Source organism: Bartonella sp. CL162QHHD (genome assembly GCF_042195435.1).
In the GTDB taxonomy this organism is placed as follows: Bacteria; Pseudomonadota; Alphaproteobacteria; order Rhizobiales; family Rhizobiaceae; genus Bartonella.
This window is the reverse complement of record NZ_JBHIOG010000061.1, coordinates 95,636-120,812: the sequence shown is the minus strand read 5'-3', so window position 1 is coordinate 120,812 and position 25,177 is coordinate 95,636. Positions and strand designations below refer to the sequence as shown.

General features: G+C 36.0%; 23 protein-coding genes. 12 read left to right on the top strand and 11 right to left on the bottom strand.

Annotation, left to right across the window (positions count from 1 at the left end; all coding sequences use genetic code 11):
• Nucleotide 1: 1 nt before the first annotated feature.
• From coaE to ACFILD_RS06160, 4 genes are read right to left on the bottom strand one after another with little or no spacing between them, the layout of a single operon-like run.
• Nucleotides 2–586 carry a dephospho-CoA kinase gene (gene coaE / locus ACFILD_RS06175; protein ID WP_273790177.1) on the bottom strand — a complete coding sequence of 195 codons (585 nt, stop codon included), beginning with the start codon at nucleotides 584–586 and terminating at the stop codon, nucleotides 2–4.
• The gene (locus tag ACFILD_RS06170) at nucleotides 583–1,455 is read right to left on the bottom strand and encodes a shikimate dehydrogenase (RefSeq protein WP_375664899.1); all 873 of its coding nucleotides are present in this window, start codon (nucleotides 1,453–1,455) and stop codon (nucleotides 583–585) included. The genes coaE and ACFILD_RS06170 overlap by 4 nt, the downstream gene beginning before the upstream one ends.
• Nucleotides 1,448–2,044 carry a Maf family nucleotide pyrophosphatase gene (locus ACFILD_RS06165; protein ID WP_375664898.1) on the bottom strand — a complete coding sequence of 199 codons (597 nt, stop codon included), beginning with the start codon at nucleotides 2,042–2,044 and terminating at the stop codon, nucleotides 1,448–1,450. Before ACFILD_RS06165 ends, ACFILD_RS06170 begins: the two co-directional genes overlap by 8 nt.
• Nucleotides 2,041–2,880, bottom strand: coding sequence for a pyruvate, water dikinase regulatory protein (locus tag ACFILD_RS06160; protein WP_273790174.1), 840 nt, complete (start codon nucleotides 2,878–2,880; stop codon nucleotides 2,041–2,043). The genes ACFILD_RS06165 and ACFILD_RS06160 overlap by 4 nt, the downstream gene beginning before the upstream one ends.
• 549 nt (nucleotides 2,881–3,429) lie before the next feature.
• Here ACFILD_RS06160 and rho point away from each other — a divergent pair.
• The 6 genes from rho (at nucleotide 3,430) to ACFILD_RS06130 (ending at nucleotide 10,397) form a co-directional block, all read left to right on the top strand.
• Nucleotides 3,430–4,695 (top strand): transcription termination factor Rho, encoded by a 1,266-nt coding sequence (gene rho, locus ACFILD_RS06155; protein WP_015857121.1) that lies wholly within the window; start codon nucleotides 3,430–3,432, stop codon nucleotides 4,693–4,695.
• 31 nt (nucleotides 4,696–4,726) lie between these two features.
• Nucleotides 4,727–6,034 (top strand): tRNA uridine-5-carboxymethylaminomethyl(34) synthesis GTPase MnmE, encoded by a 1,308-nt coding sequence (gene mnmE, locus ACFILD_RS06150; protein ID WP_375643028.1) that lies wholly within the window; start codon nucleotides 4,727–4,729, stop codon nucleotides 6,032–6,034.
• A 106-nt stretch (nucleotides 6,035–6,140) separates the two neighbouring features.
• On the top strand, nucleotides 6,141–8,009 hold the full coding sequence (gene mnmG, locus ACFILD_RS06145) for a tRNA uridine-5-carboxymethylaminomethyl(34) synthesis enzyme MnmG (protein WP_375664897.1): 1,869 nt from the start codon (nucleotides 6,141–6,143) through the stop codon (nucleotides 8,007–8,009).
• Nucleotides 8,009–8,656, top strand: a complete 648-nt coding sequence (gene rsmG, locus ACFILD_RS06140) for a 16S rRNA (guanine(527)-N(7))-methyltransferase RsmG (protein WP_375630633.1) — start codon at nucleotides 8,009–8,011, stop codon at nucleotides 8,654–8,656. Before mnmG ends, rsmG begins: the two co-directional genes overlap by 1 nt.
• Nucleotides 8,657–8,662: 6 nt before the next feature.
• Nucleotides 8,663–9,460 (top strand): ParA family protein, encoded by a 798-nt coding sequence (locus ACFILD_RS06135; protein WP_273790170.1) that lies wholly within the window; start codon nucleotides 8,663–8,665, stop codon nucleotides 9,458–9,460.
• Nucleotides 9,461–9,500: 40 nt separating this feature from the next.
• Complete coding sequence (locus tag ACFILD_RS06130) at nucleotides 9,501–10,397, top strand: ParB/RepB/Spo0J family partition protein (RefSeq protein ID WP_375664896.1); 897 nt, start codon at nucleotides 9,501–9,503, stop codon at nucleotides 10,395–10,397.
• Between the two features lie 21 nt (nucleotides 10,398–10,418).
• Here ACFILD_RS06130 and ACFILD_RS06125 read toward each other — a convergent pair whose 3' ends face one another.
• From ACFILD_RS06125 to dapF, 7 genes are all read right to left on the bottom strand, one after another.
• On the bottom strand, nucleotides 10,419–10,886 hold the full coding sequence (locus tag ACFILD_RS06125) for a hypothetical protein (RefSeq protein ID WP_375664895.1): 468 nt from the start codon (nucleotides 10,884–10,886) through the stop codon (nucleotides 10,419–10,421).
• 196 nt (nucleotides 10,887–11,082) lie between these two features.
• Complete coding sequence (locus tag ACFILD_RS06120) at nucleotides 11,083–11,538, bottom strand: hypothetical protein (RefSeq protein ID WP_375662911.1); 456 nt, start codon at nucleotides 11,536–11,538, stop codon at nucleotides 11,083–11,085.
• Between the two features lie 44 nt (nucleotides 11,539–11,582).
• Entirely contained in the window at nucleotides 11,583–12,344 is a 762-nt protein-coding gene (gene gloB, locus ACFILD_RS06115; protein ID WP_375630639.1) for a hydroxyacylglutathione hydrolase, read from the bottom strand.
• Nucleotides 12,345–12,406: 62 nt separating this feature from the next.
• Complete coding sequence (locus tag ACFILD_RS06110) at nucleotides 12,407–13,093, bottom strand: septation protein A (RefSeq protein ID WP_273790165.1); 687 nt, start codon at nucleotides 13,091–13,093, stop codon at nucleotides 12,407–12,409.
• Nucleotides 13,090–14,343 (bottom strand): signal recognition particle-docking protein FtsY, encoded by a 1,254-nt coding sequence (gene ftsY, locus ACFILD_RS06105; RefSeq protein WP_273790164.1) that lies wholly within the window; start codon nucleotides 14,341–14,343, stop codon nucleotides 13,090–13,092. The genes ACFILD_RS06110 and ftsY overlap by 4 nt, the downstream gene beginning before the upstream one ends.
• A 14-nt stretch (nucleotides 14,344–14,357) precedes the next feature.
• The gene (gene mtaB, locus ACFILD_RS06100) at nucleotides 14,358–15,641 is read right to left on the bottom strand and encodes a tRNA (N(6)-L-threonylcarbamoyladenosine(37)-C(2))-methylthiotransferase MtaB (protein WP_375664894.1); all 1,284 of its coding nucleotides are present in this window, start codon (nucleotides 15,639–15,641) and stop codon (nucleotides 14,358–14,360) included.
• Nucleotides 15,641–16,492, bottom strand: a complete 852-nt coding sequence (gene dapF / locus ACFILD_RS06095) for a diaminopimelate epimerase (RefSeq protein WP_375664893.1) — start codon at nucleotides 16,490–16,492, stop codon at nucleotides 15,641–15,643. The genes mtaB and dapF overlap by 1 nt, the downstream gene beginning before the upstream one ends.
• A 226-nt stretch (nucleotides 16,493–16,718) precedes the next feature.
• Between dapF and ACFILD_RS06090 the strand changes: the two genes are divergently transcribed.
• The 6 genes from ACFILD_RS06090 to ACFILD_RS06065 all read left to right on the top strand — a co-directional run bounded on the left by ACFILD_RS06090 (nucleotide 16,719) and on the right by ACFILD_RS06065 (nucleotide 25,173).
• Nucleotides 16,719–17,264 (top strand): AprI/Inh family metalloprotease inhibitor, encoded by a 546-nt coding sequence (locus ACFILD_RS06090; protein WP_375664892.1) that lies wholly within the window; start codon nucleotides 16,719–16,721, stop codon nucleotides 17,262–17,264.
• A gap of 98 nt (nucleotides 17,265–17,362) precedes the next feature.
• A complete protein-coding gene (gene zapE / locus ACFILD_RS06085) occupies nucleotides 17,363–18,562 on the top strand; it encodes a cell division protein ZapE (protein WP_375637355.1) in 1,200 nt (399 codons plus the stop codon).
• 288 nt (nucleotides 18,563–18,850) lie between these two features.
• Nucleotides 18,851–19,813: a malate dehydrogenase gene (mdh, locus tag ACFILD_RS06080; protein ID WP_273790160.1), complete on the top strand. Its 963-nt coding sequence runs from the start codon at nucleotides 18,851–18,853 to the stop codon at nucleotides 19,811–19,813.
• Between the two features lie 95 nt (nucleotides 19,814–19,908).
• A complete protein-coding gene (gene sucC / locus ACFILD_RS06075) occupies nucleotides 19,909–21,105 on the top strand; it encodes an ADP-forming succinate--CoA ligase subunit beta (protein ID WP_273790159.1) in 1,197 nt (398 codons plus the stop codon).
• Nucleotides 21,106–21,108: 3 nt separating this feature from the next.
• Nucleotides 21,109–22,011, top strand: coding sequence for a succinate--CoA ligase subunit alpha (gene sucD, locus ACFILD_RS06070; protein WP_273790158.1), 903 nt, complete (start codon nucleotides 21,109–21,111; stop codon nucleotides 22,009–22,011).
• 162 nt (nucleotides 22,012–22,173) lie between these two features.
• The gene (locus tag ACFILD_RS06065; protein WP_375664891.1) at nucleotides 22,174–25,173 is read left to right on the top strand and encodes a 2-oxoglutarate dehydrogenase E1 component; all 3,000 of its coding nucleotides are present in this window, start codon (nucleotides 22,174–22,176) and stop codon (nucleotides 25,171–25,173) included.
• The last annotated feature ends 4 nt before the right edge of the window (nucleotides 25,174–25,177 follow it).

The following is a 25,177-nucleotide window of genomic DNA, read 5'->3' as shown; positions in this document are numbered from 1 at the left end:
TTCAATTCTTTAGTTTTTTTATTACATCAAAAACCTGTTGACGTGTATTCTCTAAATCTTTCCCTGTATCAATAATAAAATCAGCACGTTCTCGTTTTTTTTCATCTGGCATTTGTTGAGCATTGATAAAGGCAAATTTTTTCTCATTCATACCTTGGCGAATCATGACACGTTCTTTTTGTATTTCTGGTGGAGCAGAAACAACAATAACGCTATCCACACGACTTTCACCATTTTTTTCAAACAAAAGTGGAATATCAAGAATAACGAATTTTTTCCCTTGTTCACGCGCTATATCAATAAATTCCCTTTCTTTTTCTTGCACCAAAGGATGAATTATTTTTTCTAATGTTTGTAATTTTTCTTTATCATCAATCAAAATTTCAGAAAGTTTCAAACGGTTAACTTCACCGTTTTCAACAACACCAGGAAAAATACGCTCTATGAATGACAAAGCTGGCTCACTTTTATAAAGCTGTTTTACTGCTTCATCAGCACTAAAAACAGAAATACCCGCTTGCTTGAAAAAATCAGCAACTGTTGATTTTCCCATAGCAATTGATCCCGTTAATCCTATGATCTTCATTCTCTTTTTTCACTCATATCCTCTAAAATAGCTGTCCGTAAAGCTTTTGTTACCTGTGGTCTTATTCCAAACCACTGTTCAAACCCTATAACAGCCTGATGTAGAAGCATCCCAAGCCCATCAACCGTCTTGAGATCACAAGCCTTTGCCTGTTGTAAAAAAGGAGTTATCAATGGTGTATAAATAATATCTGTTACTAACGCCGTTTTTTTTGCTTTATGAAAATCGCAAAAAAAAGAATCACTTTTTTCTTCTGGACTTTTTATACCAATAGAGGTTGTATTAACAATCAAATCAGCTTGATGAAGTATTTCATGGATTTTATGCCAATCGTAAACTTTAATGATTTTTCCAAAATGCTGAGCTAAATTATCAGCGCGTTGTTTTGTACGGTTAATCAGATAAATCTGTTCAAATCCGCGTTTTTTTAAGGCATATATGATAGCGCGTGCGGCACCACCTGCTCCAAAAACAAGAGCTATTTCCCCTCCCCAATCAGATGTAAAATCATCAAGATTAGCGCTAAAACCATAGGCATCGCTATTCGTGGCACAAAGCTTATCTCCTTCATACCAAAGTGTATTAACAGCACCAATCATTGTTGCTCTCTCATCTTTATAATCTGCTAAACGAAAAGCTTCTTGTTTATAAGGTAAAGTAACATTTCCTCCACAAAAGCCTATTTTTTGTAAAGACGCAATAAAATGACTGAATTCTTCAGATGTTACTTCTTGTGCAAGATATTCTCCTTGTAAACAATATTGTTTAAGCCAAAAATTGTGAATTTTTGGCGATTTTGAATGATTAATTGGAGAACCAACAACAAAAGCACGCGGATAATTTGTTTTTTTTATTGTTAAGTCAACCATCAATAATTCCTAAGTGGCGCAGTTTTATGAGTAGAGGCAGTAAAGGTAAACCAACAATGGTAAAAAAATCTCCTTCAATTTTTTCAAAGAGATGAATTCCTTCTCCTTCAATTTGATATACTCCCACGCTGTTTAAAACATCTTTTCCTACGCGTGCTAAATAACGTTCAATAAATTCTGATGAGAGTAAACGGACGGACATATGTGCACTAAAAGCTTCAACCCAAATTTTTTGACCATTTTTAAATAAAGCTACCGCACTATGAAGAGAATGGGTTTTTCCTGATAATTCACATAAACGTTGATGTGCTTCTTTAATATTTGTTGCTTTGTGAAAAACTTGACCTTCAAAATCAAGAACTTGATCACAACCAATAACGAAAGCATCAGGAAAACGATCTGAAACATTTTTTGCTTTTGCGCTCGCAAGAAAACAGCTGAGTTCTTTAGGTGTTTTTTCTTTTGCTTTTTTTTCTACTTCTCTTTCATCAAAAGAAGCTCCTTCAATGGAAAAATTTAAGCCTGCTTTTTTTAATAATTTTGCACGATAAAAACTAAGAGATGCTAATATTAACGTATCTGTGTTCATGAGAATTTTCTCTCATTTCCTTCACGAAATCGTGATAACAGTTCAAATATTGCAGCAGCAGTTTCTTCAATAGAACGTCTTGTGACATCAATAATAGGCCAACCAAAACGTTCGCAAATGCGTTTTGCATAGATTAATTCTTCAGCTATGTTGATACGATTTGTATAATTATCAAGAGCAAAACTTTCTCCCAAATCTCGATTTTGGCGGATATGTGAGATTCTTTCAGCTGAAGCAATTAAACCAATAATTAAAGAATTTTTTGCCTCTAAAAGGGATTCTGGCAAATCAATATTAGGAATAAGAGGAATATTAGCCGTTTTTATTCCGCGATTTGCTAAATAGATACTTGTTGGCGTTTTAGAGGTTCTTGAAATTCCCACAAGAATCACATCTGCTTCGGATAAGCTACTGGAAGACTGTCCATCATCATGCTCTATTGTAAAATCCAGTGCCTCAATACGGCGAAAATAATCCGCATTAAGATCATGTTGTGCGCTCGCACGTAAATGTGTTGGCATTCCAAGGTAAGACTGAAAAGCATTTAAAACAGGATGTAATATATCAATACAGGGAACTTTTATTTTTTTACACATTTTTTGAAGGAGAAGTTTAAATTCTTCATCAATCATTGTGTAAAGAACAATACCTGGTTCTTGTTGTATTTCATCAAGAGCTTTTTGTAACTGTATTCTATTACGAATCATAGGATAGATATGCTCTGTTGCCTGACTCATTGCATATTGCGATGCTACAGCTCTTCCAACAGAGATTAATGTTTCTCCCGTTGCATCAGAAAGCATGTGTAAATGAAAGAATTTTTTTTCTTTTGTCACAAAAATTTTAACTCCTTGTTAAGACATGTGTATATATCTTCACCGTTTTTTATAAAACTAAAATTTAGGAAAAATTCTCCTTTTTTATGCACAAATTAAATGCTTGTGATAATTTAATCCCTCTTATAAAAAAAGAGGGGATAATATCTTTAAGATAGTGTTATTTTTATTCTTTTTTAACTTCCTTTTGTGGATAAAATTGAGGATAAATAATAATCCACACTAAACACAGTTATAAATAAGAATAATCCTTTCTTTAATATAAATTTATTAATATAAATTTCTGTAAAAATACTTTTGAATAGCATTTCATTAATGCTATAAATTTAACTTACATTTTTGTTATTAAAATAATTAAATACTATTTGGATTTTATATTTTTTCAAGTTTTTCATATAATTACTTAATATTACAGGAATAAATTTCATATAAATGGTACTTGCAGATTAAAAAAATTGAGTGTAGAATATTTTTTTCTTAATAATATTTCACTCATAAATTTCCATAAATTATTTAGAACAATCTTCTCCATTACAAAGAGCATATTTCATGCAAAAAATGAAACTACAAGAACTTAAAAGCAAAAATCCCGTTGAGCTTGTTTCTTTTGCTGAAACATTAGAAGTTGAAAATGCCTCCCTTATGCGCAAACAAGAATTAATGTTTGCTATCTTGAAAAAACTTGCTCTACAAGATGTAGAAATTATAGGAGAGGGTGTTGTTGAAGTTTTACAAGACGGATTTGGATTCTTGAGATCTGCTGATGCTAATTATCTTCCTGGTCCTGATGATATTTATCTTTCACCTGCACAAATACAGTCGTTTTCTTTAAAGACAGGTGATACAATTGAGGGTCCTATACGCAGTCCAAAAGAGGGAGAACGTTATTTTGCTCTCCTTAAAATTAATACAATTAATTTTGAAAAACCTGAAAAGATTCGTTATAAAATTCACTTTGATAATCTTACTCCTCTTTATTCAAATGAACGTTTCCAAATGGAAATACAAGATCCTACAGAGAAAGATATGTCATCACGCGTGATTGATTTGATATCTCCATTGGGAAAAGGACAAAGAGGGTTAATTGTAGCTCCTCCTCGGACGGGAAAAACAGTTTTACTTCAAAATATTGCTCATTCTATTACCACTAATCATCCTGAATGTTATCTCATTGTTCTTTTAATAGATGAACGACCAGAAGAAGTTACTGATATGCAGCGTTCAGTGAAAGGAGAAGTGGTTTCTTCTACTTTTGATGAACCAGCAATACGTCACGTACAAGTGGCAGAAATGGTCATTGAAAAAGCCAAACGTCTCGTTGAATATGGGCGTGATGTTGTTATTCTTCTCGATTCTATTACACGTCTTGGGCGTGCATATAATACAGTTGTTCCTTCTTCGGGTAAAGTTTTAACAGGTGGTGTGGATGCAAATGCTCTCCAGCGTCCAAAACGTTTTTTTGGTGCAGCACGTAATATTGAAGAAGGCGGATCTTTAACCATTATTGCAACGGCTTTGATTGATACAGGAAGTCGTATGGATGAGGTTATTTTTGAAGAATTTAAAGGAACAGGTAATTCGGAAATTGTTCTTGATCGAAAAGTTGCTGATAAGCGTATTTTCCCTGCTATGGATATTTTAAAGTCAGGAACGCGTAAGGAAGAACTTCTGGTAGAACGACAAGATTTACACAAAATTTTTGTTCTTCGTCGTATTTTAGCATCTATGAATGTAACAGATGCAATTGAATTTTTGATTGATAAATTAAAGCAAACAAAAAACAATAGTGAATTTTTTGATTCAATGAATACGTAGAGTCATTAAAGTTTTTATTAGGATAAAACCTGTGGATACAATCTTTGCTGTTTCGAGTGGATTGTTACCTTCAGGGGTTGCAGTCATTCGGCTTTCTGGTCCTCATGTTGTAGATATAGTTAAAACGCTTTGTGGTCGTTTACCTAAAGCACGTTTTATGCATTACGGAAATCTTACTGCTCGTGATGGTAGTTTTTTAGATTCTGGTTTAACTGTTTTTTTTCCTGCTCCTCATAGTTTTACGGGGGAAGATTGTGCAGAATTCCATTTACATGGAGGAAAAGCCGTCGTTAATCGTTTTCTCGATGAATTATCGACATTTTCTGGATGCCGTATTGCAGAGGCAGGTGAATTTTCACGTCGTGCTTTTATGGAAGGAAAATTAGATCTTGTTCAAGCAGAAGGTCTTGCTGATTTAATAGAAGCAGAAACGGAAAGCCAACGGCGTTTAGCTGTTATGGGTACAAGTGGACATTTAACGACGCTTTATCGTGATTGGCGTCATAAGCTTATGAAGGCGCGTGCTTTTATTGAGGCAGAACTTGATTTTGTTGATGAAGCAGATATTCCCAACGCAATATCTGATAAAGTTTGGAAAGATATTGAAGATCTTTGTACCTCTCTTCGAGAATATATTACTGAAGGAGAGCGTGCGAGTATTTTACGTGATGGATTAAAAATTGTTATTGCTGGTGCTCCTAATTCTGGAAAATCAAGCATTATGAATCGTCTTTCAGGAAGATCTGTTGCTATTGTAACGGAAGAAGCAGGAACAACCCGTGATGCTTTAGAAATGAGAATTATTCTTGGTGGTTTACCTATTTTTTTAACGGATACTGCTGGTTTTAGAAAAACAGAAAATAAAATAGAACAGATGGGAATAGAAGTTGCTAAACAGCATGTTATGGAAGCTGATTTGGTTATTTTGGTTTATGATATAGGAAATCCTAAGCAAGTTGATTTACCAGAAACATCGGCTGAAATATGGTGTGTTGGCAATAAGCTTGATCTTTATGAAAAAAATGATCAGCGTTGGTCTATACAATTTTCCGCATTAACTGGTTTAAATTTTGATTATTTTATAAAAGAACTTGAATCATTTTGTCATCATCGTGCTTCTGAAATTGGAAATATTGTTCCAGCACGTAAAAGACAACTTCAATTGTTAAAGGAGGCTGTTAAAGAGATTGAATTTTCTCTTAATTATCATTCTCTTGATCTCAGTTTACGTGCAGAACATCTCCGTTGTGCAAGTGATTTTCTTGGTAAAATTACAGGAGATATTGATGTTGAAGATTTGCTTGATATTATTTTTTCAGAATTTTGTGTTGGTAAATAATGATTCACGTGAAACATTGATTATTTCATAGACAGATTATAAAGATTATGTAATTTATATATTGTTTCACGTGAAACCTTAGAATATTTTCTACGGAATGAATTAAATGCAATCATATGATGTTGTTATTGTTGGTGGTGGTCATGCTGGCTGTGAAGCAGCTTCAGCTTCAGCACGTGTAGGAGCCAAAACAGCGCTTGTTACACATAAAATATCAGCATTGGGAACAATGTCGTGTAATCCTGCTATTGGTGGACTTGGAAAAGGGCATCTAGTTCGGGAAATAGATGCATTAGATGGTCTCATGGGAAGAGCAGCAGATGCTGCTGGAATTCAGTTTAGACTACTTAATAGACGTAAAGGACCGGCAGTAAGAGGACCACGAACACAGGCAGATAGACAACTTTATAAAAAAGAAATTCAAAAATTATTAAAAGAACAAGAAAATCTTACTCTTATTGAGGATGAAGTTATTGATCTGGTTGTTAAAGATAATTGTGTATCAGGTGTTATTTTAAAAAAACAAGGAATAATTTTATCTGGTGCTGTTGTTTTAACAACAGGGACATTTTTAAATGGCTTTATTCATATTGGTGATAAAACATGGGCTGCTGGACGTATGGGGGATCAGTCAAGTGTAAAACTTGCTAAACGTTTAAAAAATTATCATATAAAACTTGGTCGATTAAAAACAGGAACCCCTGCTCGTTTGAGTAAAAAAACAATTGCTTGGGAAGCTCTCCAAAAACAACAAGCAGATGAAAATCCCATACCCTTTTCTCTTTTAACAGAGAAAATTGAACAACCACAAATTGAATGTGCAATAACACGTACAAATGAGAAAACACATCAAATTATTCGCGAGAATATTTATCGTTCTGCTTTATATTCTGGAAATATTGAAGGGTTAGGACCACGTTATTGTCCTTCTGTTGAAGATAAAATTGTTAAATTTGGAGAACGTGATGGACATCAGATTTTTCTAGAACCAGAAGGATTAAATGATGATACCGTTTATCCAAATGGTCTTTCTACTTCTCTTCCTGAAGATGTGCAAATTTCTCTATTGAAAACCATTGAAGGATTGGAAAATGCTATAGTTTTGCAACCTGGTTATGCTATTGAATATGATTTTGTTAATCCACAACAATTAACGAGAAACTTAGAATTACGCTCTTTACCAGGTTTATTTTTAGCAGGACAAATTAATGGTACAACAGGATATGAGGAAGCAGCAGCACAAGGACTTTTAGCTGGATTAAATGCTGCACGTAAAGTAGGTAAATTAGATGAAATACTTATAAGTCGATCTACGGCTTATATTGGTGTTATGGTTGATGATTTGGTTTCACGTGGTGTTTGTGAACCTTATAGGATGTTTACATCACGTGCTGAATTTCGTTTATCTTTACGATCTGATAATGCTGATACGCGTTTAACACCTTTGGCACAAAAATGGGGTATTGTGAGTAAAATACGTTGGGAATGTTATCAGAAAAAACAACAACGGCTTGATCAAGCACGATCAATATGTCAAAATATTTTTTTAACACCTAATGAAGCTTCTGCTCATGGATTACATGTTAATCATGATGGAATTCGGCGTTCGGCTTATGATTTTCTTGCTTATCCTCATATGACCTTAGAGCGTCTTTCAGATTTTTGGCCACAATTACAAAAAATTGATTCTAAAACAGCAGAATCTTTAGAAATTGAAGCACAATATGCGGTTTATTTAGATAAACAAGCACAAGATATTGCTTCTCTTCAGAGAGATGAGCGTTTAGAAATTCCTTCTTCTCTTGATATTCAGGTAATTTCAGGTCTTTCAAATGAACTTAAATCAAAAATTAAAGAAGTATCGCCGCGTTCAATTGCTGATGCACAAAAAATTGATGGCATGACACCCGCTGCTTTATCTCTTATTATTACATATATTCAACGTCAACGACGTGAAAAGGCTAAAACAGCTTAATGGATTTTTCTATAGAAAAAAAATATCAACAATTATTAAATATTGTTCCTTCTGTTTCACGTGAAACAATGGAAAATTTAATTCAGTTTGAGTCTTTAATACTTCAATGGAATGCGCATATTAATTTGATATCTGCTACAACAATACCAGATCTATGGACACGACATATTCTAGATTCAGCACAAATTTTTCCTTTGTATGCTCATTCTTTACATTGGTGTGATTTAGGATCAGGAGGAGGTTTTCCTGCAATTGTGATTGCTATCTTTTTGAAAGAAAAAAAAGAAGGACATATTAATCTTGTTGAAAGTAATGGCAAAAAAGTTGCTTTTTTGCGAACAGTTATTGCTCAACTTAATCTTCCAGCAACGGTTTATCACGCTAGGATTGAAGATATATATCAAAAAATTCCCATGTCTGATATTATAACGGCACGGGGATTAGCGCCGCTTAATACTCTTTTACAACTTATTTTTCCTTTATTAACAGAAAAAACTATAGCTCTTTTGCAAAAAGGTCGGGATTACGCTACAGAAATAAAAAATGCCTCTGCCAATTGGCACTTTGATCTGTTAAAACATAAAAGTAAAGTTGATGAAAATTCTGTTATTTTGGAAATTTCTCATATTCGATCATATAGAGGGTAGAGCAAAATGAGCGAAACACGAATTATCGCTATTGCAAACCAAAAGGGTGGAGTCGGAAAAACAACCACAGCAATTAATCTTGCAACAGCTTTAGCAGCCATTGGTGAAAATGTTCTTATTATGGATGTTGATCCACAAGGTAATGCAAGTACTGGTTTGGGGATTGATCGTAATAGCCGTCCTTTATCGTCTTATGATGTTTTGGTTTCGGGCGTTTCAATTACACAGGCGGCTTTAAAGACAGCTGTACCCAATCTTTATATAGTTCCCTCTACACTTGATCTCTTAGGTGTGGAAATGGAAATTTCTTCATCAAAAGATCGCATACAACGCTTACGTAAAGCTCTCTATGATGATCCGGAAATGGAAAAAAAATTCAATTATATTTTAATTGATTGTCCTCCCTCCCTTAATCTTTTAACACTTAATGCTATGGGGGCCGCGGATTCTGTTTTGGTACCTATGCAGTGTGAATTTTTAGCACTTGAAGGTTTAAGTCAATTACTTGAAACAGTAAAACAAGTGCGATCCGTACTTAATCCATCTTTAGAAATCCAAGGTATTGTTCTAACAATGTATGATGGACGTAATAACCTTTCAAATCAAGTTGTTGAAGATGTACGTTCTTTTATGGGAGATAAAGTTTATCGTACTGTTATTCCACGAAATGTAAGAGTATCAGAAGCACCTTCTTTTGGAAAACCTGTATTGCTTTATGATCTCAAATGTGCTGGAAGCCAAGCTTATTTGCGTCTAGCATCAGAAATGATACAACGTGAAAAACAAGCACGCGCTGCTGCTTAAAAATATAAAAAAATAATCTAAAAATTCAAAGAGAAAAATTATGAATGATGATCTCTCAAAAAAAAGACTAGGACGTGGATTAGCTGCATTGATTGGAGATATCAATTTAAACAACAATATTGCACGTTCATCAAGCTTTGATAAATTAAATGAATCCGGTAGTATTTCTGAGCGATTTATTTCTATTGAATCTATTTCATGTAATCCTCACAATCCTCGGCGTCATTTTACTGAAACAGAGCTTGATAATTTGGCACAATCAATTCGTCAACACGGTGTGGTTCAACCGGTTATTGTAAGGCCTTTAAGAGATCATCCTCATCGGTTTGAATTGATTGCGGGTGAACGGCGCTGGCGTGCAGCACAACGTGCAAATTTAAGTCAATTACCCGTTATTATTCGTGATGTGGACGATAAAACCGCTTTGGAATTGGCTATTATTGAAAATATTCAGCGGGCAGATCTTAATCCTATCGAAGAAGCAAAAGGATATGAGATGCTTTTGAATGAGCATGATTATACACAAGTAGATTTAGCACAAGTTATTGGAAAAAGTCGTAGTCATGTTGCAAATACGCTTCGTTTATTAAAACTTCCAGAAAGAGTACAACAATTCTTAACGGATGGACAACTTTCTGCTGGTCATGCACGTTGTCTTATAACCGTTGATGATCCACAAAATTTAGCTGAGAAAATTATTCGTGAAGGGCTTTCAGTACGTCAAACAGAAATACTTGCATATGAGAAAGCCAATCCTAAAACTAAAAAGCGTACCAATACGGAAAAAGATGCTGAAACAAAATCTTTAGAAAAATTACTTGCAGATGTGATAGGAATGAAAGTTATTATTCGACATGGTAAAAAAGGTGGCGATTTAAAAATACATTACTCTTCATTAGAACAATTAGATGAAATTTGTCGGCGTTTACAAAGTTAATCAATTGTTCTAAAAAGATTTTTAACAGTTATCTCTTAAAATTTGGATTATTCTATACATATGTTCTTTAACAAATTCTAGATTTCTTGAAGGTAAAGAGTTTTTTTCATAAGTATAATTTTCCTCATCAGTAAGTACATATAATGTCGCTTTAAGTGCTAGGTGAGCAACAACAAAATCTTTTGGTGTGATATTATTTTCTTTTAAAATATTCACAAGTTTTGGATTATTAGAAATATAGGCAGCATATTTTTCAATATGATCATCATAAGTATTGATATCACTTTTTGTATTTGTTTGTTCTGGTTCTGAAGATAAATTTCTACATTCTGCTTTGATTTTTTCCAGCTTTAAAAGAATATCTTCTGTTAAGGGATAATTTGCAATGAAAGTCGGTATAAAAGAAGGATCATCTATTTCTTGTTTTTTTTCTTGAGCGTATGATACAAAAGGAAAAATGAAGAAAAAATACAATAGAAGTTTAAACATGACTAAAAATTATCCTTTCTTTTTTGAATTTCAATAAATACTTTTCCGTCTGTTATTCTTTATTTTTAGAAAAACATTTGTAAATATAATCGAAATAAAAACAATTATTAGGAATGATAAAAATACGGTGATTTTTTAATGCACGGACTTCTTTATTAGATTAAAGGGGTGATATTTTCTAACATTTAATAACTGATTAGTTGCTCAAAATGAGTTTTTCACAGCTATCTAAAAGAATTGTTGCTTTGTAAAAATGTTTTTTAACAAATTCAAGATTGTTTAGAAATATAGTATTTTTCTCAGTAGAATATTCCTTTTCAGGTGCAAATATGAGAAGCGCGGATATTTCTTTAAGTACTAAGGTTCCAGCAGCAAAATCTTCTGGTTTGATATTATTTTTTTTTAAAATATTCATAAGTTTTGGTTTACTAGAAATATAGGTAGTGTAGTTTTCAATATTAGAGTGGATACTAGAATCATAAGTGATAAGATCATTTTTTGTTTCTGGAAGTAAATTTTCACATTCTTTTTCAATTTTTTCCAGTTTTAAAAAAAAATCTTCTGTTAAGGGATAATTTGCAATGAGAGGGGATATAAGAGAAGAATTATCTGTTTCCTTTTCCTCTGCTCTTGTTAGTTGAATATGTATCACGAAAAGAAAAAGGAGAAACAAACGTAATACGAACTTAAGCATGGTTAAAAATTATCCTTTCTTCTTCGAATTTCAGCAAAAACTTCTTCATCTGTTTCTTCTTCCATTACAAGGTTCCTTCGCAACACACTATCATCCCAGCGGAGAAAAGGATTGGTGGCTTTTTCTTGCCCTAAAGTGACAGGTAAAGTCATAGCGTTTTTTGCACGTAGCAAAAAAACTTCCTCTATTCTTTGGTGGAGCTTTTTATTATGTGGGTCAATTGTTAGTGCGAAAAGAGCGTTATTTTTTGTATATTCATGTCCACAATAGAGAAGTGTTTCATCAGGAAGTTTACGAAGTTTCTTTAAAGAATTTAACATTTGTGCAGGTGTTCCTTCGAAAAGACGTCCACAGCCCAATGAAAAAAGTGTATCTCCAGCAAAGAGTAAACTCTTCTCAGGAAAATAGTAAGATAATGCGCCTAAAGTATGACCAGGTGTTGAAAGAGCTAAAAGCAGGTGTGTGCCAAAAGAAAAACTTTCATCAGGTTGAAGTGTTTGATCAAGATAATTGATTTTTTCTTTTTCTGCTTCTGGCCCGATAACCATAGCGTTGTAAACTTGTTTTAATTCTGATAGGGCTTCTACATGGTCGTGATGATGATGAGTTACAAAAATAGTGTTAAGTGTCCAATTGTAGCGCTTTAAAGCATTGTGAATCGCTTTGCTTTCAGGAGCATCTATTGCAGCTGTCATACCACTTTTTTCATCATGAATGAGTATACCAAAATTGTCTTCTCGACAAATAAACTGTTCAATCAACATATTTTTTCTCCCGAACAGTGTTTGGCGATGAATCTATAAAATAATCGGTAGTGGTGATTTTTTTAAGAATCAGATTTGTCCTCTTCTGTAAAAAGTCCTTTTGAATGTTTTATAATTATAGGCATTTGGGTAAGCATGAAAAGGACTGTTATAGGCATGACGCCAAATACTTTGAAACTTGTCCAGAAATTATCGCTAAAATTACGCCAAATTATTTCATTCAAAAGGGCAAGAAAAATGAAAAAAAACGCCCAACGATAGGTAAGTTTTTGCCAACCTAAATCATCAAGTTTTAAGGTAGAATCAAGAGCATAACGTAAAAGTGGTTTTTTAAAAAACATCCCACCAAAAAGTATAAAAGCAAATAAGCTATTAATGATTGTCGGTTTCATTTTTATGAAAGTTTCATTATGAAGCCAGAGAGTTAGAAAACCAAAAACTAAAACAAATATTCCCGAAATAAGAGGCATAATAGGAATTTGTCTTGCAAGGATCCATGATAAGCTTAGGGAAATAATTATCGCTACCATGAAAATAGCTGTTGCAGGGAAAATAGATTTGTTAAAATTTTGAAAAAATCCAATGTTTTTTATCAGCCATTCTCCCTTATAATTGGCAAAAAAGAAGGCAACCAATGGACCCATTTCCAAAAGAAACTTAAGTGTTGGTGAGAGAGATTTTTTTTTATTGTTATTCATTTTTTTTTCAGAATTATTGTGTAAATTAGGATTAGATAAAGGCTGTTTCATGCATGTTTTCCTGCGATAGTTTCGGCAAAGTCAGAAGCAGAAAAGGGTTGAAGGTCTTCAATATCTTCTCCTATACCGATAAAATAAACGGGTAATTTATATTTTGCTGCGATAGCGACAAGAATTCCTCCTCGTGCAGTCCCATCTAGCTTTGTCATGACTAAACCATTAACACCAGCAATATCGCGGAAAATATCTACTTGGTTGAGTGCATTTTGTCCGGTTGTTGCATCAAGCGTTTGAAGGATTGTATGGGGTGCTTGGGGGGTATGTTTTTTTAAAACACGAATAATTTTTGCTAATTCATCCATCAATTCAGATTTATTTTGTAAACGCCCTGCTGTATCAATAATTAATACATCACTGTTTGTTTTTTTTGCTTTTTCATAAGCATCAAATGCTAAGCTGGCGGCATCTGCACCCAATTTTGTTGAAATAACAGGAGAATTGGTACGTTCACCCCAGATGTGTAGTTGCTCAATAGCTGCGGCTCGGAAAGTATCACCAGCTGCCAGCATAACTTTTAATCCCCCTTCTGTTAATTTTGCTGAAAGTTTTCCAATAGTTGTCGTTTTTCCAGTGCCATTTACACCTACCAGCAAAATAACATGCGGTTTATGGCTGAGATCAAGTTCCAATGGTATTGCAACAGGTTCCAGAACTTTTTTGACCTCATCCGCTACAATAGTATGAATATCATCTGGGGAGAGGTCTTTTCCGTAACGACTGGAAGCTAAAGTATTTGTGATGCGTGTTGCCGTCTCTACACCTATGTCAGCTTGGATAAGAATATCTTCGAGCTCTTGCAATGTGTCTTCATCAAGTTTTCTTTTAACAAAGAGATCGCTAATTGATCCGCTTAAGCGTTGTGAAGAAAGGGATAGACCTTTTTTAAGGCGCCCAAACCACGCTGTCTTTTTTTGTTCAACAGAAGGTTCAGATAAAATTTCTTCATTCTTTTTTTCACGGATGTTGTCTGTGACAATAATTTTACCAGAAAAAGGAATTTTATCAGAACGGGATTCTAGAAATGGAGATTTTTCATCATATTTTGTAAGTATTGACTCTGGATTTTTTGTTTGTTCTTCTTTTTCTGTGTCTATAGAAACTTGGTTATTTTTTGTCTTTTCATTTTTGTCTTTATTTTCTTCTATTATATCGCTTTTATCAGGAATAGAAATCTGTTGTTCAATTTCTTGCTCTTGAGATTTGTTAAAAGAGAATATTTTTTTAATAAAAGATTTCGTCATAAGAATTTTCCTGCTCAAGCAGCGTTTAATTTTGGAAGGACAGCAATCAATTTATCGCCATCATGATCAACGATAAGGGCTTGAACAATTGTTCCTGCTTTTGCACCTTTAACCTGTACAAGGGTATAATCTTCTGTTCGTCCGATTTCATCTTTTTCAACGAGAATTGTTTGTAGACTGTTTTGTAAATGAGCAAGATGCTTTTGGTAAGCCATCTCACCTGCTTTACGCAATTTTTCAGCACGCATCTTAACTATTTTACGGTTGATTTGTGGCATACGTGCGGCAGGTGTTCCTTCTCTTGGACTAAAGGGGAAGACATGGAGATGGGTTAAATTACAATCTTTGATTAAAACAAGACTGTTTTGAAACATCTCTTCTGTTTCTGTAGGAAAACCAGCAATTAAGTCAGCGCCATACACCATTGTAGGACGTTTGGCACGCAACTCTTGGCAAAATTGAATGGCATGTTCGCGCAGATGACGCCGTTTCATCCGTTTTAAAATCATATTATCACCTGCTTGCAAAGATAAATGCAAATGGGGCATGATTCTTGTTTCATAAGCTAAAAGATTGATGAGTTCTTCGTCTGCTTCAATAGAGTCAATAGATGAGAGGCGTAATCGCGTTAAGTCAGGAACATGATGCAAAATTGCTGAAGTTAATTTTCCTAGAGTAGCTTTTCCAGGAAGGTCGTGGCCATAACTTGTAAGGTCAACACCTGTAAGGACCACCTCTTGGATACCCCCACCTATCAGCTTTTTAATTTGTTCTATGACAGCACCCATGGGAACTGAACGAGATGGTCCTCGTCCATAAGGAATAATGCAAAATGTACAGCGATGATCACATCCGTTTTGTACCTGTACAAAAGCGCGGGTGCGCTCTTGCATTGCACTGACCATATGTGGGGCAATTTTTTGTACTTCCATAATGTCATTGATACGCACCTTTTCAGAATGATTAATACCAAAATCAGGAAGTTGACGATAAGAATGGGCGTGAAGTTTATCTTCGTTTCCTAAAACGAGATCCACTTCTGTCATTGAGGTAAAATTTTGTGCTTCTGTTTGGGCTGCACACCCTGTTACAATGATACGCGCATGAGGATTTTCACGTCGTGCTTTGCGGATAGCTTGTTTTGCTTGTCGTACGGCTTCGGCAGTGACAGCACAAGTATTAAAGATAATAGCACCATCTTTAAGTTGATCTAGCCCTGAAGAAGTACTTTCTTTGCGAATGATTTCCGATTCGTAGCTGTTAAGTCGACAACCAAAAGTTACAATTTCTATTGCCATCAGGAGAGATCCTTTTTGTAGGACCCTGTTAAAGGGCTTAAAAAACCACTAAATTGATATTTTATTGGTCCTGTCATAATAATGTGATCGTCTTCTCGGTAAAAAATATTAAGTGTTCCCTTTGGTAAGTTTACATCAATATGACGTTGTGTAAGACCACGACGATAAGCAGCCACTGCACTTGCACAAGCAGCACTCCCACATGCTTGTGTTAATCCTGCTCCTCGCTCCCATGTACGTAAATTTAGACTTTTCTTTGACGTTATGCAAGCAATGGAAATATTGCACTGTTCGGGAAACAGGGGATCATGTTCAAGTTTTGGTCCATATTTTTCTAATGGAATATGTTGAATATCATTTTCAACAAAAAAGATAGCATGGAGATTGCCAATGGATATGAGACAAGCGTCTTTTAGGGGACCAGCCGTAATTTCTACGTGATTGGTATCAACTATTTCACGTGAAACAGGCATCTCTTTTGCATTGAAATTTGGGCATCCCATATCAACAGAAATGAGATTGTCGGTTTGGTATTTCCCTTCAATAATTCCAGCGGGAGTTTCTAAATGAAATTTTTCACCAAAATTGTGATCTTTAAGCCATGCGATGACACAGCGGGTACCATTGCCACAAGCTTTAGCCATTGATCCGTCGGCATTCCATATTTCGATGCGGAAGTTGGCTTTTTTCTGGGTTGGTGTGTGGATAGCCATGATTTGATCAAAATGCATTTCAGGATCTGCTGACAAAGCAAGGATTGCTTTTGGTGTAAGAGCATGAGTGCTTTCACGCATATCAACAACAATAATTTGATTTCCAAGACCGTCCATTTTGCTAAATGGCGTTTTCATGAAACTTCTCTATTTCTAATGATTACTTATAAAAGAGATATATGGCTGAAAATCTTATAAATTTCCAGTGTTTAATAAATATAAAATTTGGTACATAAGTTATTTCGTTTAAAATAAGTGATTTTAACCTGTTTTTTTTAATTTGTTAATTTATCTTTGTAACTATAACAAATATTCGCTTAATTTTTTTGTGAACTTATTTATTGTCGTGGGAGAGAGTACAGACATGGCGTTTTCAAGAGTTTCGTTTTTCGTTGCACTATCAACTGTAATGTTTTTAGGGGGATGTTCAACAACACGGTTTGATGGTAATGACGATAATAACGCATTAGAAGTTTTTTATCCATCTCAACAAATGACAATATTGGAAGCGTCTGATCTGTCGTCTCCTTCTTCGTCGATATCTGAAGACGCAAACGCTTCGGTGTATGAAAAAGGAGATTCTCAGAGCGATGGACGAATGGCTAGTCTCGAATTGCCAAGCAATGCCACTGATTTATTTCCTGCAAGTATTGCTGGGGTATGGAATCTTTCTATGGGAGGAAAAGTTTGCCGGATTGCAACTCCACAAACAAAGTTTGGAAAAGGGTACCGTGCTGGTCCTTTACACTGTCCAGGAATTGCTTCTCAAGTGAGATCGTGGGACGTTAAAGGAAAAAGATTATATTTTTATAATAACTCTGGACGTGTTATCCTCGTTCTTTATTCTTCAAATGTTGATCGTTTTGAGGGACGTACACTTGATGATCATCCCGTTGTTTTAAGTCGTTAAATCATTTTTGACCGTTTATGACAAGCTAAGCTAGACGGACAGATTCGTGAAAAGTATTTGTATTTTTCATTGAGATCGGTTTGAAAAAGGTTTTTTGGATGATTCTCGTTTCAACACGTTATAAGGAGCTTGTCGCTAAAGGAGAGGTTTGTTTTGATCCCGCTCAATTAGCTATAACAGAATATTTTGATCATTTATTAAAAAAAATTACGGAACAAAATATCTCTCGTCCTTGGACTTGGATATTTTGCTCTTTCTTTAATAGAATATTTAAAAGGAAAAAACAAAATATTTCTTGTGTTGTAAAACAAGGAGATGAAACAGGTTTTTTTCAGGGACTGTATATTTATGGTGAAGTAGGACGGGGCAAAACCATGCTGATGGATTTGTTCTTTTCTTGTTTGCCTAAAGGTCATAAAAAGCGTGCCCATTTTAATGATTTTATGGCTGATGTACATGAGCGTATTAATTTTTATCGTCAAGCATCTGGGTGTGCAAAATTTAAACAAGATAATCCTATTTTAGCCGTTGCTGAGGATCTTGCACGAGAAGCAAAAATACTTTGTTTTGATGAGTTTAGTGTAACAGATATTGCTGATGCTATGGTATTGGGACGGCTTATTTCTGCTTTGTTTGATAAAGGAATTTTCTTTATTGCAACCTCAAATGTGGCGCCGGATAACCTTTATTGTAACGGTTTAAATCGTGAACTCTTTTTGCCTTTTATTCAAGTTTTGAAAGCATATGTTCGCGTTGTTAATCTTGATGCAAAAACAGATTATCGCCTTGAAAAATCAAATCTACAACAGGTGTATGTGTCGCCGTTGGGGGTCCCGGCAAATGAATATATGGATCAAGCATGGGCACTTGTATTGCAAGGACATAAGGAGACATCTGATGAGCTTTCTATAAAAGGGCGCCTTATTTCTATTCCGCGCTTTGGTGCAGGATGTGCTCGTTTTGATTATGGGGATTTATGTGCAAAGCCTTTGGCCGCGGCTGAATATTTGTTATTAGGAGAGCGTTATCATACGATTTTTATTGATAATGTACCGGTCATGGATGATACATGTCGCAATGAAACAAAACGGTTTATTTTGCTTATTGATATTCTTTATGAACGCCACATACGGTTGTTTATGTCGGCTGCGGCAGGGGTAGGGGATTTGTATAAAGGGCATGCGCAGATTACGGAAACATTTGAATTTAAAAGAACACAATCACGTCTTTTCGAAATGCAAAGCTACGATTATTTAAAACTTTGGGAAGAACATTTTCTTTTGAAGAAGAAGCATTGATTATACTTTTACCTTTACGTAAACTGTAAAAACAATAACTTTTTGAAATTAAAGAAATATAATAATTCTGTTGTATTTTTTTTAAATTCACTTTATCGATACATCGTGATAATTTTCTAATAGTTGTTTCAGCGGAGGGTTGTTGTTTCTGTAAAGAGAGAAATTTGTAAATTTCATTTCTTTACTCCTTTTTATGATATTGTTTGAATATGGTTGAAGTCAAAAATATTCAGTATACGGACGCTGATGGGTGTGCGCTGAATTATCTAAAAGTTAGGAAAAAATAAAATGGCACGGAAAAAAATAGCTCTCATTGGTTCAGGTATGATTGGTGGTACTTTAGCACATATTATTGGGCTTAAAGAGCTTGCTGATGTGGTCTTATTTGATATTGCAGAAGGTGTGCCACAAGGTAAGGCTCTAGATATCGCCGAATCTTCTCCTGTTGATGGTTTTGATATCAGTCTAAAAGGTGCTAATGCTTATGAAACAATTGAAGGTGCTGATGTTGTTATTGTAACAGCAGGCGTTGCGCGAAAACCTGGTATGAGCCGTGATGAACTTTTGGGCATTAATTTAAAGGTTATGGAACAAGTTGGAGCTGGAATTAAAAAATACGCTTCTTCGGCGTTTGTTATTTGTATTACTAATCCCCTTGATGCGATGGTGTGGGCTTTGCAGAAATTTTCAGGTCTCCCTACACATAAAGTGGTTGGTATGGCAGGTGTTCTTGATTCAGCGCGTTTTCGTCATTTCTTATCTGAGGAATTTAAGGTCTCTATTAAAGATGTGACAGCGTTTGTTTTAGGGGGCCACGGTGATACAATGGTTCCTCTCGTGCGTTATTCAACGGTTGGTGGTATTTCTTTGCCTGATCTTGTAAAGATGGGCTGGACAACACAGGAAAGAATTGATCAAATTATCCAGCGTACCCGCGATGGTGGTGCAGAAATTATTGGTTTGTTAAAAACAGGTTCTGCTTATTATGCACCAGCAGCTTCTGCTGTTTCTATGGCTGAGGCTTATCTAAAGGACACTAAGCGTGTTGTGCCTGTTGCAGCTTATCTTTCAGGAGAATATGGGGTTAATGATACTTACGTTGGTGTTCCTGTTGTACTTGGTGCAGGTGGTGTTGAACGAGTCATTGAAATTGATCTTGATAAAGAAGAAAGAGGTGCTTTTGATCATTCAGTAAATGCGGTTAAAAAGCTTTGTGAAGCTTGTATTGCTCTTGTACCTAGTCTCAAGTAAATTGAACAAGGTTTAATTCATTAAAATAAGTATTTAGAATATTAAAACTTTAGGATTAATAAGATCCATGATCCATAAAAGAAAAGGACAAATGCATGAATATCCATGAGTATCAGGCCAAACGTCTGCTTCATGAATATGGAGCACCAATTGCAAATGGTGTCGCTGTTTATTCTGTAGAGCAAGCGGAAAAATGGGCGGAAAAATTGCCCGGACCTCTCTATGTGGTTAAAAGTCAGATACACGCTGGTGGTCGTGGTAAGGGTAAGTTTAAAGAACTTGATCCTGATGCAAAGGGTGGTGTTCGGCTTGCACAATCTGTTGAAGAAGTTGTTGCAAATGTTCAAGAAATGCTTGGAAAAACTTTGGTAACCAAACAAACTGGTCCAGAGGGTAAGCAGGTCAACCGCCTTTATATTGAAGACGGTGCCGATATTGAACGGGAGCTTTATCTTTCACTTTTGGTTGATCGTAGCATTGGTCGAATTGCTTTTGTTGTTTCAACAGAAGGTGGAATGGATATTGAAACGGTTGCTGAAGAGACACCAGAAAAAATATTCACGCTTCCCATTGATGCTGGAGAGGGTGTTACTTCTGCTGATTGTGCAAGACTTTGTGATGCGTTGAAACTACAAAGTAGTGCGCGAGAAGATGGTGAAAAGCTTTTTCCGATTCTCTATAAGGCATTTTGTGAAAAAGATATGAGCCTTTTAGAAATCAATCCACTTATTGTGATGAAAGATGGTCGTTTGCGTGTTCTTGATGCGAAAGTTTCTTTTGATAATAATGCTCTGTTTCGTCATCCAGATATTTTAGAATTACGCGATCTTTCAGAGGAAGATCCAAAGGAAATAGAAGCATCAAAGCATGATCTTGCTTATGTTGCTCTTGAGGGTACGATTGGTTGCATGGTTAATGGTGCTGGGCTTGCTATGGCAACAATGGATATCATTAAGCTTTATGGAGCAGAGCCAGCGAATTTTTTGGATGTTGGTGGTGGAGCATCAAAAGAAAAGGTGACAGCTGCTTTTAAGATTATTACGGCCGATCCAAATGTTAAGGGCATTTTGGTTAACATTTTTGGTGGTATTATGCGTTGTGATGTCATTGCTGAAGGTGTGGTTGCTGCTGTTCGTGAGGTTGGTTTGAAAGTTCCCTTGGTTGTTCGTCTTGAAGGCACTAATGTTGAGCAGGGTAAAGCAATTATTAATGAGAGTGGTTTGAATGTTATTCCTGCTGATGATTTAGATGATGCTGCCCAAAAAATTGTTGCAGCCGTGAAGGGAGCTTAAGCTATGTCGATTCTTGTGAATAAAGAGACAAAAGTTCTAGTTCAAGGGCTTACAGGAAAAACAGGAACATTTCATACAGAACAGGCGCTTGCTTATCATGGTACGCAAATGGTTGGTGGCGTTAATCCTAAAAAGGGTGGAGAAACATGGGAAGGTTCAAAAGGTGAAACTCTTCCTATCTTTGCTAATGTTGCAGAAGCAAAAGAAAAAACAGGTGCGGATGCTTCCGTTATTTATGTTCCTCCTGCAGGGGCTGCGGCAGCTATTATAGAGGCTATTGAAGCTGAAATTCGTTTAATTATCTGTATTACGGAAGGTATTCCCGTTATGGATATGGTTAAAGTGAAGGCGCGATTAGAAAACTCAAAGTCTCGTCTTATTGGTCCTAATTGTCCCGGTATTCTTACACCAAATGAATGTAAAATTGGTATTATGCCTGGTTCTATTTTTAGAAAAGGTTCTGTTGGGGTTGTCTCGAGGTCGGGAACTTTAACTTATGAAGCCGTTTTTCAGACGAGTCAGGAAGGTCTCGGACAAACAACTGCTATAGGGATTGGTGGTGATCCTGTTAAGGGTACTGAATTTATTGATGTGTTGGAAATGTTTTTAGCAGATGATGAAACTCAGTCTATTGTTATGATTGGTGAGATTGGTGGTTCTGCTGAAGAAGAAGCAGCACAGTTTCTGCAAGATGAAGCAAGAAAAGGTCGAAAAAAGCCAGTTGTTGGCTTTATTGCTGGCCGTACGGCTCCTCCAGGACGGACAATGGGACATGCCGGTGCTGTTATTTCTGGTGGTAAGGGTGGAGCAGAAGATAAAATTGCAGCAATGGAATCAGCAGGGATTCGTGTGTCTTCTTCACCATCACAGATAGGTAAGACTTTGATGTCAGTTTTGAAAGGCTAAAAGAAAGTTTCACCTGAATAAGCAAAGGTTCTTAGATTCAGGTGAAAAAACTTGAGTATAAAAAGGTAAAGATTTTTTGAATGTTCAAATCACTGCTTGTTTGTAAGCATTTAAAGGTCAAAAGAGATATAAGGAGACGGAATAGATGTTCCGGAGAGGTATATGGCAAGGCAGGACGAAATAAATAGCCTTTTTGCACAGACATCATTTCTTTATGGTGGGAATGCGGATTATATAGATCAACTTTATGCTCAATATGAAAAAGATCCTACCAGTGTTGATTCACAGTGGCGTGCTTTTTTTGAAGGACTTCATGATAATAAAGAAGATGTTCTTAAAAATGCTGAAGGAGCAACATGGCAGCGTGATCATTGGCCATTAAAAGCAGAGGGTGAATTGGTTTCTGCTCTTGATGGTGATTGGTCTTCTCTTGAAAAATATCTTGGCGATAAATTAAAGGAAAAAGCAATAACAGGTGCTGCACAAAAGGGAAAAACTTCCAGTAAACAAGATATTATTCGTGCAACACGTGATTCCGTTCATGCAATTATGATGATTCGTGCGTTTCGAGAACGGGGACATCTTCATGCGCAGCTTGACCCTCTTCAATTGGCCGAAAAACAAGAAGATTATAAGGAACTTTCTCCAGAAGCTTATGGTTTTACTACAGCTGATTACGAGCGTCCCATTTTTATTGATAATGTTTTAGGATTGGAATATGCAACTATTCCGCAAATGCTTGAGATTCTCAATCGGACCTATTGTTCAACAATCGGTGTGGAATATATGCATGTTTCTGATCCAGTTCAGAAAGCATGGCTTCAAGAACGCATTGAAGGGCGAGATAAAAAAAATTCTTTCACACAACAAGACAAGAAAGCTATTCTGAATAAGCTTATTCAGGCAGAGGGATTCGAACAGTTTTTAGACACTAAATATAAAGGTACAAAGCGTTTTGGACTCGATGGTGGTGAGGCGCTGATTCCCGCTCTTGAACAAATTATCAAATGTGGTAGTGCTTTGGGGGTGCAGGAAGTTATTTTAGGAATGGCACATCGTGGTCGTTTAAATGTTCTTTCACAAGTTCTTGCCAAACCGCATAGGGCTATCTTTCATGAATTCAAAGGGGGATCTTATAAGCCTGATGATGTGGAGGGATCCGGTGATGTCAAATATCATTTGGGAACTACCGCTGATCTGGACTTTGATGGTAAAAAAGTTCACTTATCGCTGTTGGCTAATCCATCTCATCTTGAGATTGTTGATCCGGTTGTTATGGGGAAAGCACGTGCTAAACAAGATCAACTTATGGGACCTGCGCATACTGATTTACTCCCATTAAGTGAGCGTTCAAAAGTGATGCCATTGCTTATTCATGGTGATGCTGCTTTTGCAGGACAAGGCGTTATCCAAGAAACTTTTGGTCTTTCAGGTCTTAAAGGTTATCGTGTTGCAGGCTCACTTCATGTTATTATCAATAACCAGATTGGTTTTACAACATCTCCACGTTTTTCACGTTCTTCGCCTTATCCATCAGATGTCGCAAAAATGATTGATGCACCAATTTTCCATGTGAATGGTGATGATCCTGAGGCGGTTGTTTTTGTTGCCAAAATAGCAACAGAGTTTCGCCAAATTTTCCATAAACCAGTGGTTATTGATATGTTTTGTTATCGCCGTTATGGGCATAATGAAGGTGATGAACCTTCCTTTACGCAGCCGCTTATGTATAAAGCAATTCGTAATCATAAAACAACACTTCAACTTTATAGTGACCAATTGGTAGCAGAAGGAATGATTTCTTCAGAAGAGATTGAGCAACAAAAAAAATTATGGCGCGATAAGCTTGAAGGTGAACTTGAAGCGAGTGCTTCTTATAAGCCTAATAAGGCTGATTGGCTTGATGGAAGCTGGACGGGACTCAAAGCTTTTAGTAGTTCTGATGAGCAGCATTCTAGAGCAACCGGTGTTGAATTAAAAACTTTAAAGGAAATTGGTCAGAAAATTGTTGAAGTTCCGGCGAATTTTCATGTTCACAAAACCATTCAACGTTTTTTAAATAATCGTGCTAAAATTTTTGAAACCGGTGAGGGTGTTGACTGGGCAACCGCTGAAGCTTTAGCTTTTGGTTCACTTTGTTTGGAAGGTGCACCGGTTCGTCTTTCCGGTGAAGATGTTGAGCGGGGAACTTTTTCACAACGTCATTCCGTTCTTTATGACCAAGAAAATGAGGCGCGTTATATTCCTTTGAATCATTTACAAAAGGGGCAAGCGCTTTATGACGTTGTTAATTCTATGCTTTCTGAAGAAGCTGTTCTTGGTTTTGAATATGGATATTCTCTTGCTGAACCACGAGGATTAACACTTTGGGAAGCACAATTTGGTGATTTCTCTAATGGTGCACAGGTCATTTTTGATCAATTTATTTCATCTGCAGAGCGTAAGTGGCTTCGTATGTCTGGTCTTGTGTGTTTATTGCCTCATGGTTTTGAAGGGCAAGGGCCGGAGCATTCTTCTGCACGTTTAGAACGATTTCTTCAACTTTGTGCGGAAGATAATATGCAGGTTGCTAATTGTACAACCCCTGCAAATTATTTTCATATTTTGCGTCGACAAATTAAGCGTGATTTCCGTAAGCCATTGATTTTGATGACACCGAAATCACTCTTACGTCATAAGCGAGCGGTTTCTCTTCTCAATGAAATGGGGCCAGAAACAAGTTTCTGTCGTGTGTTGCTTGATGATGCAGAATGTCTCAAAGATTCTGTCATTAAGTTGCAAAAAGATAATAAAATTCGCCGTGTCGTTCTTTGTACTGGTAAGGTCTATTACGACCTTTATGAAGAACGTGAAAAAAAGGGTATTGATGATGTTTATCTCCTTCGTATTGAACAGCTTTATCCTTTCCCTGCAAAAGTTTTGGTAAATGTGTTATCGCGCTTTTTGCAGGCGGAAGTTTTTTGGTGCCAAGAGGAACCAAAAAACATGGGGGCTTGGTCATTTATTGAGCCTTATTTGGAATGGGTTTTGACGCATATTAATGCGCAATATTCACGTGCTCGTTATGCAGGACGTCCTGCGAGTGCGTCACCGGCCTCTGGGTTAATGGTGAAACACCTTGAACAACTGGCTGCGTTTCTTAAAGACGCGTTAGGTTCTTAATTTA

What these genes read in the sequence shown, in the direction of transcription:
- ACFILD_RS06065 (WP_375664891.1), top strand. Translation starts at nt 22,174, where the DNA reads ATGGCAAGGCAGGACGAAATAAATAGCCTTTTTGCACAGACATCATTT.
- rsmG (WP_375630633.1), top strand. Translation starts at nt 8,009, where the DNA reads ATGGATTTTTCTATAGAAAAAAAATATCAACAATTATTAAATATTGTT.
- ACFILD_RS06170 (WP_375664899.1), bottom strand. Translation starts at nt 1,455, where the DNA reads ATGGTTGACTTAACAATAAAAAAAACAAATTATCCGCGTGCTTTTGTT.
- ACFILD_RS06110 (WP_273790165.1), bottom strand. Translation starts at nt 13,093, where the DNA reads ATGAAACAGCCTTTATCTAATCCTAATTTACACAATAATTCTGAAAAA.
- ACFILD_RS06125 (WP_375664895.1), bottom strand. Translation starts at nt 10,886, where the DNA reads ATGTTTAAACTTCTATTGTATTTTTTCTTCATTTTTCCTTTTGTATCA.
- mdh (WP_273790160.1), top strand. Translation starts at nt 18,851, where the DNA reads ATGGCACGGAAAAAAATAGCTCTCATTGGTTCAGGTATGATTGGTGGT.
- coaE (WP_273790177.1), bottom strand. Translation starts at nt 586, where the DNA reads ATGAAGATCATAGGATTAACGGGATCAATTGCTATGGGAAAATCAACA.
- mnmG (WP_375664897.1), top strand. Translation starts at nt 6,141, where the DNA reads ATGCAATCATATGATGTTGTTATTGTTGGTGGTGGTCATGCTGGCTGT.
- zapE (WP_375637355.1), top strand. Translation starts at nt 17,363, where the DNA reads ATGATTCTCGTTTCAACACGTTATAAGGAGCTTGTCGCTAAAGGAGAG.
- mtaB (WP_375664894.1), bottom strand. Translation starts at nt 15,641, where the DNA reads ATGGCAATAGAAATTGTAACTTTTGGTTGTCGACTTAACAGCTACGAA.
- gloB (WP_375630639.1), bottom strand. Translation starts at nt 12,344, where the DNA reads ATGTTGATTGAACAGTTTATTTGTCGAGAAGACAATTTTGGTATACTC.
- ACFILD_RS06090 (WP_375664892.1), top strand. Translation starts at nt 16,719, where the DNA reads ATGGCGTTTTCAAGAGTTTCGTTTTTCGTTGCACTATCAACTGTAATG.
- rho (WP_015857121.1), top strand. Translation starts at nt 3,430, where the DNA reads ATGCAAAAAATGAAACTACAAGAACTTAAAAGCAAAAATCCCGTTGAG.
- dapF (WP_375664893.1), bottom strand. Translation starts at nt 16,492, where the DNA reads ATGAAAACGCCATTTAGCAAAATGGACGGTCTTGGAAATCAAATTATT.
- sucD (WP_273790158.1), top strand. Translation starts at nt 21,109, where the DNA reads ATGTCGATTCTTGTGAATAAAGAGACAAAAGTTCTAGTTCAAGGGCTT.
- ACFILD_RS06130 (WP_375664896.1), top strand. Translation starts at nt 9,501, where the DNA reads ATGAATGATGATCTCTCAAAAAAAAGACTAGGACGTGGATTAGCTGCA.
- ACFILD_RS06135 (WP_273790170.1), top strand. Translation starts at nt 8,663, where the DNA reads ATGAGCGAAACACGAATTATCGCTATTGCAAACCAAAAGGGTGGAGTC.
- sucC (WP_273790159.1), top strand. Translation starts at nt 19,909, where the DNA reads ATGAATATCCATGAGTATCAGGCCAAACGTCTGCTTCATGAATATGGA.
- ftsY (WP_273790164.1), bottom strand. Translation starts at nt 14,343, where the DNA reads ATGACGAAATCTTTTATTAAAAAAATATTCTCTTTTAACAAATCTCAA.
- ACFILD_RS06165 (WP_375664898.1), bottom strand. Translation starts at nt 2,044, where the DNA reads ATGAACACAGATACGTTAATATTAGCATCTCTTAGTTTTTATCGTGCA.